Raw genomic sequence first — 17,606 nt, forward strand, 5'->3', positions numbered from 1 at the left:
TTAAGATTACCTTTTGAAATTTTCCTTAAAGAAGCCAATTCCAATCAGACGGCCAAACAGGAACGGGATAAATGCACGTTGCCGCAGCCACAGCTCCATACCAGAAGGCGCTTTGCGACGCGGTTTTTGTCCTGCTTTACTTATCATGATTTGCAGCGACTGGGTGGCCCAGGTTGGGAAGGTGCGGCGGCGCTGTACGCGCTGTAAATCCCGGAGCGTCAAGCGGCCTTTAAGCAGCGCTGGCGCGATAATATTGGCGGTAGCGACTGCATCCTGAATAGCCAGATTCACGCCGACGCCGCCAATCGGAGACATGGCATGTGCCGCGTCCCCGATGCACAACAGGCCGGGCTTTGACCATTTCTTCAGGCGATCGATACGAATCTCCAACAGTTTGACCTGTTCCCAGTCGGTAATGTCAGTCAGCAGGCGAGCCTCGTCAAACGGTGAAATCTCAGCAATAGAGGTTACCAGAGCGGCAAGCCCTTGTTGTTTCATGTCCTCCAGACTGCCTTTGTTGATGGAGTATCCACACTGCCAGTAGTCACCGCGATCGATCATGATAAAGCCCTTGCGTGGGCCGCGATGGCCGGTGGTCCACTGAGGATCGTTGTCACGTTTTTTAACCTTCAGCCACAGCACGTCGCGCGGTACGCCAAAGTTCATTACCTCAAGTCCGGCTTTTTCACGAACCACTGAGCGACGACCGTCACAGCCCACCACAAGCAGTGCGCGAATTTCCTGCGCGCCCTCCAACGTGGTGACCTTTACGCCCACCACCTTGCCATCTTGCTGGAGAAGGTCGTCAACGCTTGCCTGCTGCAGCAGCCTAAAGTTAGGCAACCGGCGCGCCTTATCGGCGATAAAATTCAGGAAGTCCCACTGCGGCATAAAGGCGATAAATTTGCATTGGGTCGGCAGACGAGTGAAGTCGGCAATCGTCGCTTCTTTTCCGGCGATTTCACCGTACAGCTTCTCGGCGCGTTGATGGGGCAGCCTGAGAAACTCGTCAAGAAAGCCCAGTTGCCAGATGATTTCCAGCGTCGAAGGGTGGATGGTGTCGCCGCGAAAATCTCGCAAAAAGTCAGCATGTTTCTCCAGCACCGTGACGTCGACCCCCTTGAGGGCCAGCAGGTAGCCAAGCATCAGGCCAGCGGGGCCGCCGCCGACGATGCAGCAGGTGGTGGAGACGTTGATAGGGGGTTTCACAGGTAAACTCATCGTTGCAGGCATTCCTAAGTCATGACAAATAATAATTGATAATGATAATCATTTGTTTGAATTGCTGGCTGACACTTTACTCCGGCCGAGCGCCGCATGCCAATCCTTGCGCATTGATCGTCAACGATTAGGCGAAAAAAAACCTGCCGATAAATACCGACAGGTTTTTGCGTGATGCAGCAAGCCGTTAGGCGGCAGGTTTAGCGATCACGTTGCGGTTTTCCATACGAACTTCAGCGATGTTGACATCGATAATGTCGCTCTGACGATAGGCAACTTCACCTTTGATAAGCACGGTGCCAGTATCCTGGCTGCACACCAGCTCGTCGCGAACGGCGTGCAGGAATGGCGCAGGAATGAAGGCAACGGCGCCGATGTCCTGAAGGCGAACGCGCAGGCCACCCCGGGTGACGTCGATAATCTCGGCGCTAAATTTTGTGTCGGTTCCGACTTTGTCTTCCAGGTAACGGGCGTACAGCCAGTCACCCACGTCGCGCTCGGCCATACGACCCAGACGGCGGCGTTCGGCCAGTTGAACGGTCATTTCGTCCTGTGGCTTCTCGGCGGTCTGCTGGGTAATCATCGCTTTCAGCAGGCGGTGGTTAACCATATCGCCGTATTTACGGATTGGCGATGTCCAGGTGGCGTAAGCCTCAAGGCCCAGGCCGAAGTGCGGACCAGGCACGGTGCTGATTTCAGCAAAGGTCTGGAAACGACGAATGCGGCTGTCGAGGAACTGCGTTGGCATCGCATCAAGCTTGCGGCGCAGGTCGCAGAAGCCAGGCAGCGTCAGCAGCGTTGGGCCGTCTGCCTCAACGTCGTTGGCCTGTAGCACGGCAACCGCGTTCTCAACTAGCAGCGGGTCGAAACCGTTGTGCACGTTATAAACGCCGAAACCGAGGTTGTCGCGTAGCGCAATAGCGGCACAGACGTTGGCAGCAATCATGCACTCTTCAACGATGCGGTTAGCGATGCGGCGGTGCTCGGCGATGATTTCCAGCACGTTGCCTTTCTCACCCAGCACGAAGCGGAAGTCTGGACGGTCTTTAAACACCAGCGCGTTAGCGGTACGCCATGCGGAGCGAACGTCACACACGCGCTTTAACAGACGAATCTGCTGGGCGATGGTCTCATTCTGTGGCTGCCATTCGCCAACGTCTTCGAGCCAGTCGGAAACTTCGTCATAAACCAGTTTGGCGTTTGATTCGATCCACGCAGCGTAGAAGCGAATATCGTCACCCAGTGCGCCGTCGGCAGACAAGGTCACGCTACACGCCAGCACCGGGCGACGTTCATTTGGCAGCAGTGAGCACAGGTTGTCGGACAGTTCACGCGGCAACATTGGAATGTTGAAGCCCGGCAGGTAGTTGGTGAACGCGCGTTTGCGAGCCAGATTGTCGGCGTCGCTGCCCTCGGTCACGTAGGCCGTTGGGTCCGCAATGGCGATATTCAGTTGTAGTGTGCCGTCGCCGTTATCTTTAACGTAGAGGGCATCGTCCATGTCCTTGGTGCTGGCGCTGTCGATGGTAACAAACGGCAGGGCGGTCAGGTCTTCACGCGTCAGGCCCTGTTCCAACAGTTCAGTCACATCAAATTCTGGCGCTTCGCGCTCGAGGTTATGACGTGCCAGGGTAACCCACCACGGGGCCAGGTCGTCTTCACCGGTGGTTATCCACTCGGTCAGTTCGGCCTGGAAGCCACGATCGCCTTCTTTCAGCGGGTGACGGCGCATTTCTGCCACGCACCAGTCACCTTCGTTAACTTCATGATTGAAGTTACGGCCGGTGCGGCATGGAATGGCGTCGCGCAGCAGCGGATGGTCCGGCATGATCGAAAGACGATCGTCTTTTTTGATCACGCGGCCCACAAAACGGCTGAGGAAAGGTTCTACCAGCGTTTCAGGTTGAACGATTTCACGCTCTTTTTCTGTTTGAACGGAAGCAATAACCCGGTCGCCATGCATGACTTTTTTCATGTATGGAGGTGGGATGAAATAGCTCTTTTGACCGTCTACTTCAAGAAAGCCAAAGCCTTTCTCAGTTCCTTTTACGATGCCTTCAACGCGCGGAGTCTGAGAGTGAAGTTGCTGTTTTAGCTGTGCGAGCAGCGGGTTATCTTGAAACATATCGTCCAGAGAATGAGGTTAGAGTGGTTCGATTAGCGGCAGACAGTTTTACGCGAATCGGCCATCGTGGGCAAGCGGCATCTGCCTATTTTGACGTTATTAAAGCAGATGAAAAGCCGTCTGTGGCTATTTTGCTGGCTGATAATTAAACGTTGAGCGGAATGTTATAGCAGCGAATACTTCATTCGTTTAAAAATCACCCCACAATGGCCGGGAACCTTCATTCTCATTAAAGGGGGGTGCGATGCCAGTTGATGCTCAGAAGGACGCGATTCAGGCCGTGGGTCAACCGACTACTCCCGTTTTGAGTTTGTTGAAAACCTACAACGGCTTCACACAGTTTATTGACCGTATCAGAAACGCGCCGGTGGCGCTGCTTTCCCAATCTTTTATTGTCGGCTATCAGTCTCGGGTTGAGCCGCTGAGCGGCAGGCTGAACGCGATGGTTGAAACGTTGCTGAGCCGCGCTTCTCAACCTTTGCTTCAGGGTCCTTGTTTTGCACCTTTTATTGACGTCGTCAAAGCGGATCACGCGCTGCGGACAGCTGAAAATTTGCAACTGCTTAATGCGCTTTATCAACCCGCACCTTTCCCGCCTCCAGAAATAGAGGACAGCGAGTTTTCGAAACAGATGGCCTACTTTCTGTCATTTGCAGGGCTTTCTGCGGCAGGTATCCCAGTTGAGTTCAACAGGCAGGTTTTAAGGCAACTTAGCAGGGCGCTTGCGCAGGCCGGTGCATTAAGAGGGATAACAGCGAACGAAATCGCCGCGCAATGTGAAAGGCCGCTGCTGCTGTTCCTTTCATCACGCCTTACCGGCCGCTATATCACGCCGGAAATGGCCGTTTTCGCCCTGATTCCGATGCTTAAACAGGCCAACGCGTTGATCAACGGTCTGGGGACTGCGCTCTACCATATTATGACCTGCAACCCTTTGCGGCTGGCGTTTCCTGATACAGCTGACCGGACCGGGTGGCAAAAGGATACCCGCCACGCGCAGCAACAGGCCGCGCCTCTGACGACTGATGCCGAAACCCTGCCGGGATATCGCCTACCCGGAATGGCTCCTTGCTACGGGCCGCCGTCGGCGATAGGGCGCTATGAGATTGCCCCACAGTCTAGCGCCTTTTTTTGCGGACATTATCGGGCAGCGCCGGGAGGGTACTGCGTCAATGCGCCGTCCGAGAACGGTTCGGCGGTGGGTTTTGTGACGGCAGGAGTGGCGGGTTATGCTCGCGTATGGCCTCAGCAACGACAGATTGCGCTGGCAATGACCACCGGAAGGCTGGGCGTGACCCTGGACACGGCGGGAGCGTGGTTTTTGGACCTCTCTGCGCCGGTGGCGACCGGCGTTTCACCAGCCCGTCCCGCGTTTGACGCGCAGTCTTTGACCGTTGATTCGATAATGGCCACCCTGACTCGTGGTATCCAGCGCATTGAACGCCGGATGAGCATCATAGGCAGGGTATACGCTCAGCCGCAGGCTGATTATGTTCCTCACCGCTGGCACACCGGCAACAGGGCTCCGAGGGCAATAAATAGCGTGCCTTTACCTCCTGACCCGAGCGATCGGGCAAAGAATAATACGCCCAATATCGAGCGTATTTTCCCTAATGAGTATGTTTACGACGATATTACCCGGCGATATAAGCCGCTTTTTATCGCCGATTCGACCGATTTCACCCTCATCGATTTGGTCAAAGCGATGCTCGACGATGTTACCGTTGCCTGGTTGTGCAGCGATAAAGAGCAAATAATGCCCGTGCCGGTGCAACGCTTTTATGCCTGCGCCAATCTGGATATGCGCAATCAATCGCGCACGTGGGCGGTAAACGGTTATATAAATTATATTTTCCATCTTTTGAAAATAGAAAATATTTTCGATGAACAGGACGGTGGTGAACTCTATTATTTACTTAAACGCTTTGGTTATATTGATGCCGCGCTAAGTTTTGAACTAAAACGTTTTATAAAAATAAAATCCGGCAGTGATTATATCGATAAACGTCTTGCTGATATAATAGCAATCCTGGCCTTCCCCTTTCACCTGTTAAAAAACAAGGCCTATCACACTCATGAAATGCGCGGCTGGAAGTTGATGTTGGGTCTGCTGATTGAGCAATATTTTCCGCAGGAAAAAAGGGGTAAGCCGCTGGAGCGATGTAATGAATTTATTTATCTCATTACCGACGTTTCCGTTACACCCGCCGACAGGAAAAAGTTCAGGTCTATGCTGACCCACCCTCCGCTGAGTTTTGTTGTCCAGCTGATGGCGCAGGACTTGCTGCATGAGCGACTCAGTGAAAACAACCTCGAGCGGGTTATCGAGCTACTGTCTACATTTCACCTGATAGACAAGCAGCGAACCCAGGCGCTGAAGCTGAGCAGTCACGTAGTGGTCGAACAAATTTATGCCTTTTATAAAGACGACAATACGCTTGCCAAGAATGACCGAATAAACATTATTCGTGACTCACTGATTTCGTCGGTTGAATTAACGCTGAGGTTTATTATCGATAACTGGTTTAATCAGTCACGAAAAGGACAGGTAAAAGTCGGTATTCAAATTATCATTCTCAACTGCTGGATAAAGGGGGCTGCTCGCAGCCTGAGCAATAGTAATCTTTTTCAGGGGGGCGTGGTTTCCTTTGAGTTCAATACCAGTAAATACCTGTTTTTTATCGATGACTCCGGTTCGTGCTCTTTCCTGGGGCCAAATGAAAATGAGGCCCGCGCCGATATGCTGAATAATAAAAAGTTCTTCAAGGAAGGGGATATTAAAAGCGCCTTTCTCGAGAAGACGGGATATGAGTTTGAGCAGATTGACGGTGGTCTCGATCTTTCGTTCAGCGAACTGGGTAGCTTTATTGTCGATGATGATTTCTCTGAGGCAGCGACCTGTTTTGTCGACCGCATTGCCTTTAGCAGCGCCCGCAAGAACAAGCTGATTGGCAGCACCTTTTTGACCCGTATGGAGGACTGGGCGAGAGATATCTCTCTGGCGTCGTTTATCCCGCTGTGGGGATGTTACGACGGGTTCCGCTCCCCGTCTTATGATAACGTTGAAAAAAATATCGTGTGTAGCTTTGAGGCGCCCACGCTCTCCCTGGTGGCAAAGAAGGGCGTCGAGCTCACGAAAACCGTTAAAAGTCTCTTCTCATTTCGGCCACAGGATCTGTTTTCCGAAGCCACCGACACGCTGTCTTCTTCACGGACGTTATTTATGTCTCCGGCACGTGGAATAACTCTCTCTAGCGAAGTACCCACCGAAATATTCACCGCCAAAGACACCTCTGCGGCGATGCATACTATTGCCCGGCTGCACGGTTCGAGCATCGAGTCATTTTCCACCTATGCTACGGCCGAGCAACCGGTCTATTATTTCGGCAGCGCGCGACCTATCGTCTTACACACTTCAGACTCTTTCACTCTGCCGATTAATTCATTGGAAATCTCAGCCAGCATGGGTGACCTTGCGAGCACCTTTTCCTCTTTTAGCGGCAGAGTCAGCCTGAACTCTCAACTTATATATTCTGACGACGGCGAGCCTCTTGCCTTTGAAGATGACATTAGGCGATTTCTGGATATTGTGGTGGATAGAAGAAGAGAACATCAGCGGCAATCAATACAGGCAACCTTGGCTATTGTCGAAGAGCTTTCCAACATTTTTCTGGCCAATATTCCAGGTATGATAACCCGAAAAGTCGGTGCTAAAGCCTTCGCGTATTCGCTGTTGATGGTGGCGACGCTGGAAGTCATTAAAGCCTCTATTCTGGCGTGGTATAACGAAGATAAACACGGGGGCTATCAGGACACTAACGTCGTCGATTTCCAATTGAAATTCATCGATAAAATCAAGATGCAGTTGGCGATGAATATCAGTAGCGGAGAGGGGCGTCACGACCAGCCTCGGCTTATCGAGCGCAGCATCCCGCTCAGTGAGGAGGAGACCCGCGAGGTCATTCGCCAAGGGGTGGTGCCGTTGCCCGTCGAGGAGAGAATTAACACCCGGCGCTATGCCTCGGTTTCGGCGCTGGCATATGAATTTAATCAAAGTGTTATGGACATTTTACTCCTCGGGCTACCTTTACCGAGGGAGCCAATGCGGGCAATGTCGCTGACGCAGTCGACCGATAATAGCCTGAGCCTGCCCTCCAGGCTTTATTTCAAAACGCTTTCCCTTGAGCCGGAAAACTTTCTCGCTTTACTAACCTATAGGTACGGGCTCGATTATGTCCTTGATGACGTCCCGGTGAGTTGCGTCTCCTGTTTAAAAGGCCCCGGCAAGAGGCAGGAATATATCCGACTCGCCGACGCGCTGGTGAAGTACAAAAATACCCCGGCAGTTATCCGTTATCCGGCATTAATAAACCGACAGTTGCAGCAGGCGCTTGAGGAATATCGCCATGCCAGAGTGGCAGACTATGTGCGGGAATATAATCGCGTTCATGCTCTGCAATATTTACGGCTGGGTGAGCAACAGTATCTTAATGCCGACTATTCACAGTTACGGGAATATCTGTTTACCAGAAAAAAGGTTGAGCTGGCGGACCTTGAGATTACGCAGATAGATTTTCAGCCTTTTCGCGTATGGAGCGGCAAATTTACCGAACTCTGTGAGAGAGTCATACCGACGGAGAAAGCCAGGCCTTTCATTACGCTGTTGCCGGAGAATATTCCCGCGGATGTGGCACTGATGTTACATCAATACCTGCACGCCACGCCCGAACAGCGACTGGGGGAGCGAGCATCCTGCATCGCGCAAAATCGTCAGTCTGGCTTAGGTATCGGGATAGTCAAGTCGGCGGTCACGCCTTACTACACCTTACCGGCGGCGCTTTTTTTCACCAGTCGGCTGCTGCGTTACGGTTTGGCGCGAAAGGATTGGGAAGCCTTAACCTTCGAGTTTTCCAGTAACGGACAGGTCGAGCGCGTGTCCCTGATGGGGGTATTGGCCGGTCGGCTGCACGTCTACCTGAAAAGTCAGCCGCTGCTGCGCGGTAATAAGATGCTGCGCAGAGAGATTGCCGGTTATTGTCGGGCAAACGCGGCATTACAGGGAGAAGAACGGCAAAACATTGAACTGTATTACGCTATTTACCGGCGTGACGCGGTGTATCTGGCGCAGACGGATGAATTTATTCGCCGCATTGCGCAGCGTTATGGCGTCGAGGAGACCCTCACCCAAGCGGCCGAGGTGTTGATGATTGATGCCTACGGCAGCCAGCGTAAAACGCTGCTGGCAGCGCTGGACGATAAAACCGACAACGCGATCATCGGTTATCCGGTCGACTGGCCCGCAGAGGCGCGCAATGAGTTGGACGTGTATCGCGATGTGCGTTTTGGAAATCTTATCGCCTGGCCGTAGCCATTAATGGGAAGGCAGGGCGCAAGAAATGCACCCTGCCAAACAGTCAATCAGGCAATACGACGCGTATCGGCCACCGCCTCACAGCGACGGATAGCCACAGGAATCGATTTAGAGGTTGGGGTATGAGTCTGATCGCCGAAGCTCGACAGCGGCACCAGCGGATTGGTTTCAGGGTAATAGGCCGCCAGATTCCCGCGTGGGATGTCGTAGCTGACCAGCTTGAAACCGCTTACCTTTCTCTCAATGCCGTCATTCCAAAGCGTTTCAATTTCAACCAGCTCACCGTCTTCAAGGCCTAAGTCAGCCAGGTCCTGCGGGTGGATGAACAACACTTCGCGCTGACCATAAACGCCGCGATAACGGTCATCGAGGCCGTAAATAGTGGTGTTGTACTGGTCGTGCGAACGCAGCGTTTGCAACGTAAACGGCGCGTCGTCATTTTCCATCGGGATCACGCGCTCCGGCAGCGGTGCGGCGCTGAAGTTGGCCTTCCCGGTTGGGGTATTGAAGGTCAATTCTGCGGCAGCGTTACCCAGGTAGAATCCCCCCTTGATGTCGCAGCGTTTGTTGAAGTCCTTAAAGCCTGGGATAGTCGCTTCGATGTGGTCACGGATCAGGTTGTAATCATCCGCGAGCGCCATCCAGTCCAGATAACGTTTACCGAGCACCGCGTCGGCGATACCACAGACAATCGCGGTTTCAGAGCGCTGTTCGCTCGACAACGGCACGCCGACGCCTTCAGAAGCGTGGACCATGCTGAACGAGTCCTCAACGGTGATAAACTGTGAACCGGTGGCCTGCATGTCCAGCTCTGTGCGCCCCAGAGTGGGGAGAATCAGTGCTTCGCGGCCAGGTGTCAGGTGGCTTCGGTTCAGCTTTGTGCTTATCTGAACCGTTAAATCACAGTTGCTCAGCGCCTGCTCGGTGCGTGGCGTATCCGGCGCCGCAGCGGCCAGATTGCCACCCAGCGCGATAAGCACTTTGACTTCGCCGCGCAGCATCGCCTCGAGTGCCTCAACGGTGTTGTGGCCAGGCTCACGCGGTGGGGTAAATTTGAAATGACGCTGAAGGCTGTCGAGCAGCGGTTTTGGCGCTTTCTCGTCAATGCCCATGGTGCGGTTACCCTGCACGTTACTGTGACCACGAACCGGACACAGGCCAGCGCCCGGTTTGCCCAGCTGGCCGAACAGCAACTGTAGGTTGGTGATTTCGCGCACCGTCGGCACGGAGTGTTTGTGCTGTGTAACACCCATCGCCCAGGTACAAATCACCCGTTCAGCCTTCATATAGATGTTGGCGGCTTCGCGGATCTCGAACTCTGTCAGGCCAGACTGGTGGGTAATTTGCTCCCAGGTAGTCTGATCAACGATATCCAGGTATTCATCCACGCCGTGGCAGTTTTTCTCGATGAAGTCTTCGTCAAATAATGAAGCTTCGCCGGAGGCAATACGCTGGCGGTGTTCTTGTAGCAATACCTTGACCATACCGCGAATCGCGGCCATGTCACCGCCGAGATTCGGCTGGTAATAGGCAGAGCTGATGCGGCCCGCTTTGGGGGTCACGACTTCGAGCGGTTTCTGCGGATCGGCAAAACGTTCCAGCCCGCGCTCGCGCAGAGTGTTAAAACTCACGACCTTGGCACCGCGATCGGCGGCGTGACGCAGGCTGTGCAGCATACGTGGATGGTTGGTGCCCGGGTTCTGGCCGAAAACGAAAATCGCATCCGCCTTGTCGAAATCGTCCAGACGAATCGTGCCTTTACCGACGCCGATGCTCTGCTTGAGGCCGACACCGCTTGCTTCGTGACACATATTGGAGCAGTCAGGGAAGTTGTTGGTGCCGAACATACGACCAAATACCTGATACAGGTAAGAAGCTTCGTTGCTGGCGCGACCGGAGGTGTAGAAATCAGCCTGATTAGGATCCTCGAGCCCCTTAAGGTGGCTGGCAATCAGGGAGAAGGCGGCATCCCACGAAATAGGCTCATAGCGGTCGGTGGTGCGGTTGTAGCGCATCGGGTGGGTGAGGCGACCTTGATATTCAAGGAAATAGTCGCTTTGCTCACGCAGTTTTGCCACGCTGTGCTGTGCGAAAAACTCAGGCTCTACCGCTTTACGGGTGGCTTCCCAGCTTACCGCCTTGGCGCCGTTTTCGCAGAAGCTGAAGGTGCTGTGGTTATCGTCGCCCCAGGCACAGCCTGGGCAGTCGAATCCACGACCTTTATTAACACGCATCAGGTTACGCAGGTTGGAAAGCACTTTTTTACTGTCGAAAACGTAACGGGTGGTAGCTTCCAATGAACCCCAACCGCCCGCCGCGCCGGTATAAGGTTTTATCTCGGATTTGAATTTCATTTTAGGTCTTCGCAGGTGTGTGTGGGTTAATCTGTTAAAAGAGATTTATCTGGAATGTTAATTTTATGTCACAACTTTATTAGGGATAATGCTTTACGTCTAATTGAATGTTGTAATTGTGGGATAGAGCGCATTGATGACGGCCCAAAATTTGGAAATTGTAAGCAAATGGTTTCATTGTGAAACTTTCAGCAAAAGTCTTGTTGTTTAGCTTCTGCGTGAATTGATGCACCCTATGCCGCCAATGGGTTGTTTTAACCTTGTGCGGCTTTCCCAATGACTGGGTTTCGGCTGACTTCAAAAGTGCGTTTGAGGATGATTAAGTGAAGCGTTTAGTATTGAGTCTTTTGTCCGGTGTAATCTGTGTTTCTGCTAGCAATGCGTGGGCCGTAGCACCGATCGATTTTCAGGTAGTGCCACCCAGCATTGATGCTGCTTCTTATGTTCTTATGGATTACGCTACCGGCGATGTACTGGCTTCCGGAAATCCTGACGAGCGCCGCAACCCTGCCAGCCTGACAAAATTGATGACAGGATATGTCATCGACCGTGCGCTGGATCAGCATAAAATCACCATGGATGACGTGGTGACTGTGCCTCAGGAAGCCTGGGTCGCAGGCAACAAAGTGCTGGCCGGTTCTTCACTGATGTTCCTCAAACCTGGCGACCGCGTGACCGTGCGTAACCTAATTCAGGGCATTATCATCGATTCTGGTAACGACGCCTGCGTGGCCATGGCTGACTATGTTGCCGGTAGCCAGGACGCATTCGTTGGCATGATGAACCAGTACGTACAAAAACTCGGCCTGACTAACTCACACTTCGAGACCGTACACGGTCTGGATGCGCCAGGTCAGTACACCACGTCATACGACCTTGCTAAGCTTTCGCGCGCGATTATCGGCGGTGAGCCTGAGGAATATCATATGTATGACGAGAAGACGCTTACCTATGACAACATTACTCAGAACAACCGTAACGGCCTGCTGTGGGATAAAAATCTCAACGTTGATGGTCTGAAGACCGGTCACACCGAAACGGCGGGCTTCAACATTATCGCGTCTGCGACAGAAGGCAATCGCCGTCTGATTGCGGTGGTAATGGGAGGCAAAAGCTCAAAAGGTCGTGAAGAGCAGGCGCGTAAGCTGCTGACCTGGGGCTTCCGTGAATTTACCAGCATGCAGGTATTCAAAGCGGGCCAGAGCGTTTCGACCGAGAAGGTGTGGTTCGGTGATAAACCGCAGATTAAGGTGGGTAGCCTTGACGACGTATACCTGAACATTCCGCAGGCAGACAGTGAAAAAGTGAAGGCGCAGTACGTCTTGAACAATCAGCAGATTGATGCACCGCTGACCAAAGGTCAGGACGTGGGAACCATCAATATTGTGGATAACGGTAAAGTGATTAAAACTGTGCCACTGGTTGCGCTCGAAGACTTGCCGAAGGGTGGCATTGTTAGCCGCGCTATCGATTACATCAAACTGAAAATCTAGTTTCACGCCGAGTCAGTGATTGACTCACCGCGTAACAATCTGTCCTCACGGGCAGGTTGTTACGCCATCCTCGCTTTATATCAGTGGTCTTTACAACCGACGTCCTTTAATGCCGCGACCAGCCAAGGTAATGCAGGCTGCTGCCACTGTTCTACGCCGCTAATTTTGTGATTCACCTTATCCAAAATCTGTCGATAGGTGACGGCAGGGCACGTGCCGTTTCCGTTGTTCGTCGCCGACTGAACTGCCGCCATCATAAAACCGTTGCAGATGAGACGCTGCCCCTCTTGAGCCTTGGTTCCATCGTAGGTTGCGCCATTTTTACACTGGCGATAGATATCGGCTATGGTAGGCGAGGACGTAGCAGCCCGTTGCTCTCCCTGCGGAACGACAATCGCATTATCAAGCGCATCGCTGGCGTACACAGCCGGGAGCGACGCAAAAAATAATACCGTTGTGCTGCAAACAAAACGCCTTAAGTTTGGAGTCATATCAAGCACTTTTTAGAAAGAATAATCAAACTTTACGCGATTGTTAGATTAAGTAAAGATTGAGAACATACTTATCAACTCAAAATGTCCTGATTTCAGGCCCATTGGTTAAATTTTGACAGATTATAGAATCAGGGTTGTTATTGAACATTTGTCCGCTGCGAATAGCAGCGCAAGAAGCGCGTAAAATTGCGTCATCTCTTAATGGGGCAGTTTGTGGCAGGAAAAGGCGTCAGCGACCAGGATGGATATCGACCGGAATTGTTGCAATGGCGGTAATGACGAGGTTTATAACTCTGCGCTTTGGCCATCACTCAGCGAGCGTCAATAAAAAAGCACCCTGGGCTATTTCCACGGTGCCATTGAGATTGCGCAATTAATTAGGCAGCGCGGAGATTTCTTTCACGTCGGCCTTATTTATCTGCTGTTTGGTGCCCCAGGCATCGGTATATCCGATCAACCCGGTACTGGCTTCAACAGGTTTACCGTCACTGATAATAGTGCGGGCGTCATTGGTATGGATTGCATAGCTCGTGCGTGTGCATCCAGTCAGAGCAACGGCAGATAGTAAAGCGGCGATTGAAATAACAATAACCTTTTTCATCTGAATTTCCTTTTGTCAGCTATCAACGTCCACTCATTGTTTCTCTTGAGTGGGTGGGTAATTCAATTCTAGACCGTTAAGAACAAAGAGAGATAAAAGTTTGCCTACCCACATCACAAAGTGAGTTATAAAGGTCGATAAAATGCGCATTGAGCCATAAAAACTGTTTCTGGCATCGAAACAGTGTAAATCGGTCGTTAGGGGGGAGTGACCCTGTTAACCGCCTCCGCTATGATTAACGCTATAGTGCGAAGAACATAAAAGATTCCTGTGGTCGGTTTTTTCGAATCAGTACTTCTACAAGTATATAAATTCTTAATGACCGCAGCGCCTCCCAATTAACTTACTGAAAATAAAGCCTTTGGACATTAAGCAACTTATCTATTTGTGTAATCTTGAGCGCGAAAAACATTTCGGCCGCGCCGCCGAGGCGAGTTTTGTCAGTCAGCCGACCCTGTCGATGCGGCTGAAGAATCTCGAGAAAGAGCTCGATCTCAATTTAATTAACCGTGGCAACAACTTCGAGGGCTTTACCGCAGAAGGCTTGCGGGTGCTGAGCTGGGCACGTGAGATTGTCTCGGTCTATGAAGGCCTCAAGCTTGAGGTCGCCTCGTTGAAGCAGGGCCTGAGCGGTACGCTGCGCATCGGCGTGATGCCGCAGTGCAGCCTGTCGCTAGCGGCGCTGCTGAAGGGAATAGGCCAGGAGCATTCCGGACTTGAGTATCGGGTCTCTGAGGTCAGCGCCGATCAACTGATCGAGGCACTCAGCAGCCATTCGGTGGATATTGGCATCGGTTTCTTCGAGTTTTCGACCCTCAACGAACTGCGTTTCCAGCTGTTTCCTCTGCACGACGGTGGTGTAGACCTGGTTTATCATCCCGACCACTTTCCGCAGCTTAGCCCGCTCACCCAGCTGAGCGTGCAGCAGGTTGCGGAGCTGCCGCTGTGTCTGTCAGAGCCAAGCCGCTATTTCCGCCGCTATCTGGATAACTATTTCCGCACCAACGGACTGGAGCTGCATCCGATTCTGGAAAGCAGTTCTATCTTCCAGCTTATGCAGGGAGTCTTTGTCGGACTGGGGTGTGCGCTGGTGCCAAGAGGTCACTTGATTGATGAGATGACGCCAGCACTCAAGCGCTGCTCGCTGGATATCGCGCCAATGAGTCGCCACGCCGCGCTGGTGGTTGCCGAGGCGGGAAGGGCAACGCCGTTGGCCCAGCACTTTTTTGGTGCCGCAAGCCGCTGGCTGGCTCAACAAGGTAACGCGAACGTCAGCAGATAAATTTAACTTTTCTGCCCTGGGCCATTATCCGACGTATTCCTATTGCGATGCGTCGTCATTCGCGACAAGCTTATGTTGATCAACATAAAACGAATCTGTAATCGCAAAATGGATGGAGCAAATGATGAAAGCATTTCGTAGCAGTATTTTGGCCCTGGTAGCCAGCGGACTTCTGATTGCCGGAGGCGCACAGGCCAATAGCCTTCTCGGGTCTCTGTCGGATGCAGCGAATCAGCAACTGAGCGGAAGCGGCAACAGCACGCCCGCGAACGGCACCTCGATGAGCCAGCTGACCTCTTTATTGAACGGCAGCGGAAATAACCTGACCTCGAAAAGCAGCACCAACGCGGCCGGTATCCTGCAATACTGTGTGCAAAATAACGTGCTCTCGGCAACCAATGCCACATCGGTTAAAGACAAATTGATGAATAAGTTGGGGATTGAGAACAGTACGGCGACACAAAAGGTCGATTATCAGGATGGGCTAAGCGGTATTTTGCATACCGGTAACGGTCAAAATCTGGATCTGAATAACCTCGGCGGCGGGGGATTCACTCAACTGAAAGAAAAGGTGAAAACCAAGGCCTGTAACGTGGTCCTCAAACAGGCGAAATCCTTCCTGTAACCCTCTGCGCCGCTATTAAATTATATTTATAATAGCGGCTTCAAACAGAGCTTAACCCCGGCGGTATTGACAGGCCCTTATTCGGGATAAACCTTCTCTTTGCTTTCGCAGAGGTCTTCAATCAGGCAGGACCCGCAGCGTGGCTTGCGCGCGATGCAGGTATAGCGGCCGTGCAGGATAAACCAATGGTGACAGTCGAGCTTGAATTCGGCAGGCACCACCTTCAGCAGTTTCTCCTCAACTTTTTCAACCGTGTCACCCGGCGCAAAACGCGTGCGATTACAGACGCGGAAAATATGCGTATCAACGGCGATAGTCGGCCAACCGAAGGCGGTGTTAAGCACCACGTTGGCAGTTTTACGGCCCACGCCCGGCAGAGCCTCGAGCGCTTCACGGTTTTCAGGTACTTCACCGGCGTGCTTGTCGAGCAGAATACGGCAGGTCTTGATGACGTTCTCGGCTTTGGAATTAAACAGGCCAATCGTCTTGATGTACTCTTTCAGGCCGTCAACGCCTAGTTCCAAGATAGCCTGCGGGGTGTTGGCGACCGGATAAAGCTTTGCGGTCGCCTTGTTCACGCTCACGTCGGTGGCCTGGGCGGAGAGCAACACGGCAATCAACAGTTCGAAAGGCGTGGTGTAAACCAGCTCGGTAGTCGGATGCGGATTATTATCGCGCAAACGCTCAAGAATACTGATGCGTTTTTCCTTGTTCATCAGGCTTTCTCAGTGTTCCCTTGCGGTAAAGTATGCGCAGCGCGCGCTGCGGCACGGGCTTTCATCCGTTGGTCTATCAAGTATTTACCGGCCAGCAGCATGCCGAGACCGATGAACGCGCCCGGTGGCAGCATCGCCAGCAGGAAGGGGTTATCGAGGTGAATAACCTGCACGCGCAGCACTTTGGCCCAGCTCCCCAACAGCAGGTCTGCGCCGTTAAACAGAATGCCTGAACCCAGAATTTCACGCAGCGAACCGAGCACGAACATCGCACCGGTCGCACCGAGCCCGGTCATCATGCCGTCGAGCGCCGCAAGGTGTACTGGGCTGTTGGCGGCAACCGCCTCGGCACGGCCGACCACGATACAGTTGGTCACGATAAGCGGGATAAAAATCCCCAGCGCCTGATAAAGCCCAAAAGCATAGGCGTTGATCAGCATCTGCACGGTACTGACCACCGAGGCGATGATCAGGACGTAAATAGGGATACGGATCTCGTTCGGCACCCAGCGGCGGAAGGCCGAGATCATGGCATTGGTGCAGGTCAGCACCATGGTCGTCGCCAGACCGAGACCCAGGGCGTTGGTTGCCGTCGAGGTCACTGCCAACAGCGGGCAGAGACCAAGTAATTGAACGAGGGCGGAGTTGTTTTTCCACAACCCGTTAACGATTAGTGTTTTTGCTTCACTCATCACGTGCTCCACAAGGGGTGAGGTGGGAAAGCTGCGCAGGCACAGTTTCAATAAAGAGTGCGGTACGTTTTACAGAGCGGACCACGGCCCGCGGTGTGATAGTCGCACCGGTGAATTGATCAAACATGCCGCCGTCTTTCTTAACCGCCCAGCGCACGTCATTAGCGCCGTTAACAGTCTGATTAGCAAAGCTTTTGATCCAGTCTGAAATTCGCACTTCAATCTTGTCACCGAGTCCCGGCGTTTCATGTTGTTCAAGAACGCGGGTACCGTATACCTTGCCATGAAAATCGGCGGCAACCAATAGTTGAATCGCACCCGAATAGCCGTCAGGTGCCGTGGTCTCGACCACGGCGGCAACGGGTTGACCGTCTTTACGCGCCAGATACATGCGGTGAGGTGTCTCGGTACCCAGTGAATCACTGGTGACGTTGTAACACTCTTGCTGCATGTTGTTATCGTACACGCTGGACGGAATAACCTGATCGAACAGGCCTTTTTGCTGTAACAGGGCCTGATGTTCGATGGTCGGCTTGGTCAGCAGGTTAACCAGCGCGGTCATGCCGGTCATCAGCACACCAAAGAACGCCAGTGTCAGGCCATAGCGACGCATTGTTTCTAACATAACTCTT

The 17,606-nt window shown here is 52.7% G+C and carries 12 protein-coding genes; 4 read left to right on the plus strand and 8 right to left on the minus strand.

Annotated elements, in window-relative coordinates:
- Window positions 1-6 precede the first annotated feature (6 nt).
- Together O1V65_RS06990 and O1V65_RS06995 are read right to left on the minus strand one after the other, a co-directional pair.
- Entirely contained in the window at window positions 7-1,221 is a 1,215-nt protein-coding gene (locus O1V65_RS06990) for an FAD-dependent oxidoreductase (RefSeq protein WP_269130349.1), read from the minus strand.
- Window positions 1,222-1,408: 187 nt separating this feature from the next.
- Window positions 1,409-3,346, minus strand: a complete 1,938-nt coding sequence (locus O1V65_RS06995) for an exoribonuclease II (RefSeq protein WP_084912343.1) — start codon at window positions 3,344-3,346, stop codon at window positions 1,409-1,411.
- 244 nt (window positions 3,347-3,590) lie between these two features.
- Here O1V65_RS06995 and O1V65_RS07000 point away from each other — a divergent pair, with 244 nt between their 5' ends.
- Window positions 3,591-8,714, plus strand: a complete 5,124-nt coding sequence (locus O1V65_RS07000; protein WP_269130350.1) for a hypothetical protein — start codon at window positions 3,591-3,593, stop codon at window positions 8,712-8,714.
- Window positions 8,715-8,764: 50 nt separating this feature from the next.
- Here O1V65_RS07000 and O1V65_RS07005 read toward each other — a convergent pair whose 3' ends face one another.
- A complete protein-coding gene (locus O1V65_RS07005) occupies window positions 8,765-11,071 on the minus strand; it encodes an FdhF/YdeP family oxidoreductase (RefSeq protein WP_017490646.1) in 2,307 nt (768 codons plus the stop codon).
- A 323-nt stretch (window positions 11,072-11,394) separates the two neighbouring features.
- On the opposite strand from O1V65_RS07005, the gene dacD reads away from it, so the two are divergent.
- Complete coding sequence (dacD, locus tag O1V65_RS07010) at window positions 11,395-12,564, plus strand: serine-type D-Ala-D-Ala carboxypeptidase DacD (RefSeq protein ID WP_269130351.1); 1,170 nt, start codon at window positions 11,395-11,397, stop codon at window positions 12,562-12,564.
- An 80-nt stretch (window positions 12,565-12,644) separates the two neighbouring features.
- Here dacD and O1V65_RS07015 read toward each other — a convergent pair whose 3' ends face one another.
- Entirely contained in the window at window positions 12,645-13,055 is a 411-nt protein-coding gene (locus O1V65_RS07015) for a hypothetical protein (RefSeq protein WP_017490644.1), read from the minus strand.
- Between the two features lie 376 nt (window positions 13,056-13,431).
- On the minus strand, window positions 13,432-13,659 hold the full coding sequence (locus tag O1V65_RS07020) for a YgdI/YgdR family lipoprotein (RefSeq protein WP_017490643.1): 228 nt from the start codon (window positions 13,657-13,659) through the stop codon (window positions 13,432-13,434).
- A 361-nt stretch (window positions 13,660-14,020) separates the two neighbouring features.
- On the opposite strand from O1V65_RS07020, the gene O1V65_RS07025 reads away from it, so the two are divergent.
- Together O1V65_RS07025 and O1V65_RS07030 are read left to right on the plus strand one after the other, a co-directional pair.
- Window positions 14,021-14,941 (plus strand): LysR family transcriptional regulator, encoded by a 921-nt coding sequence (locus tag O1V65_RS07025; RefSeq protein ID WP_017490642.1) that lies wholly within the window; start codon window positions 14,021-14,023, stop codon window positions 14,939-14,941.
- A 124-nt stretch (window positions 14,942-15,065) separates the two neighbouring features.
- Window positions 15,066-15,566 carry a YjjA family protein gene (locus tag O1V65_RS07030; protein ID WP_269130517.1) on the plus strand — a complete coding sequence of 167 codons (501 nt, stop codon included), beginning with the start codon at window positions 15,066-15,068 and terminating at the stop codon, window positions 15,564-15,566.
- 77 nt (window positions 15,567-15,643) lie between these two features.
- Here the strand turns inward: O1V65_RS07030 and nth are convergent, their stop codons facing one another.
- The 3 genes from nth to rsxG are packed head-to-tail and all read right to left on the minus strand — an operon-like array spanning window position 15,644 to window position 17,599.
- A complete protein-coding gene (gene nth, locus O1V65_RS07035; protein ID WP_017490640.1) occupies window positions 15,644-16,282 on the minus strand; it encodes an endonuclease III in 639 nt (212 codons plus the stop codon).
- The gene (locus tag O1V65_RS07040) at window positions 16,282-16,974 is read right to left on the minus strand and encodes an electron transport complex subunit E (RefSeq protein WP_084912339.1); all 693 of its coding nucleotides are present in this window, start codon (window positions 16,972-16,974) and stop codon (window positions 16,282-16,284) included. The genes nth and O1V65_RS07040 overlap by 1 nt, the downstream gene beginning before the upstream one ends.
- On the minus strand, window positions 16,967-17,599 hold the full coding sequence (rsxG, locus tag O1V65_RS07045; protein ID WP_017490638.1) for an electron transport complex subunit RsxG: 633 nt from the start codon (window positions 17,597-17,599) through the stop codon (window positions 16,967-16,969). Before rsxG ends, O1V65_RS07040 begins: the two co-directional genes overlap by 8 nt.
- Between the last annotated feature and the right edge of the window lie 7 nt (window positions 17,600-17,606).

Origin of the sequence: Rouxiella badensis, assembly GCF_026967515.2 — a bacterium.
Taxonomy (GTDB): Bacteria; Pseudomonadota; Gammaproteobacteria; order Enterobacterales; family Enterobacteriaceae; genus Rouxiella; species Rouxiella badensis.

What these genes read in the sequence shown, in the direction of transcription:
- O1V65_RS07000 (WP_269130350.1), top strand. Translation starts at nt 3,591, where the DNA reads ATGCCAGTTGATGCTCAGAAGGACGCGATTCAGGCCGTGGGTCAACCG.
- O1V65_RS07040 (WP_084912339.1), bottom strand. Translation starts at nt 16,974, where the DNA reads ATGAGTGAAGCAAAAACACTAATCGTTAACGGGTTGTGGAAAAACAAC.
- rsxG (WP_017490638.1), bottom strand. Translation starts at nt 17,599, where the DNA reads ATGTTAGAAACAATGCGTCGCTATGGCCTGACACTGGCGTTCTTTGGT.
- O1V65_RS06995 (WP_084912343.1), bottom strand. Translation starts at nt 3,346, where the DNA reads ATGTTTCAAGATAACCCGCTGCTCGCACAGCTAAAACAGCAACTTCAC.
- O1V65_RS07015 (WP_017490644.1), bottom strand. Translation starts at nt 13,055, where the DNA reads ATGACTCCAAACTTAAGGCGTTTTGTTTGCAGCACAACGGTATTATTT.
- nth (WP_017490640.1), bottom strand. Translation starts at nt 16,282, where the DNA reads ATGAACAAGGAAAAACGCATCAGTATTCTTGAGCGTTTGCGCGATAAT.
- O1V65_RS07030 (WP_269130517.1), top strand. Translation starts at nt 15,066, where the DNA reads ATGAAAGCATTTCGTAGCAGTATTTTGGCCCTGGTAGCCAGCGGACTT.
- O1V65_RS07005 (WP_017490646.1), bottom strand. Translation starts at nt 11,071, where the DNA reads ATGAAATTCAAATCCGAGATAAAACCTTATACCGGCGCGGCGGGCGGT.
- O1V65_RS07020 (WP_017490643.1), bottom strand. Translation starts at nt 13,659, where the DNA reads ATGAAAAAGGTTATTGTTATTTCAATCGCCGCTTTACTATCTGCCGTT.
- O1V65_RS06990 (WP_269130349.1), bottom strand. Translation starts at nt 1,221, where the DNA reads ATGAGTTTACCTGTGAAACCCCCTATCAACGTCTCCACCACCTGCTGC.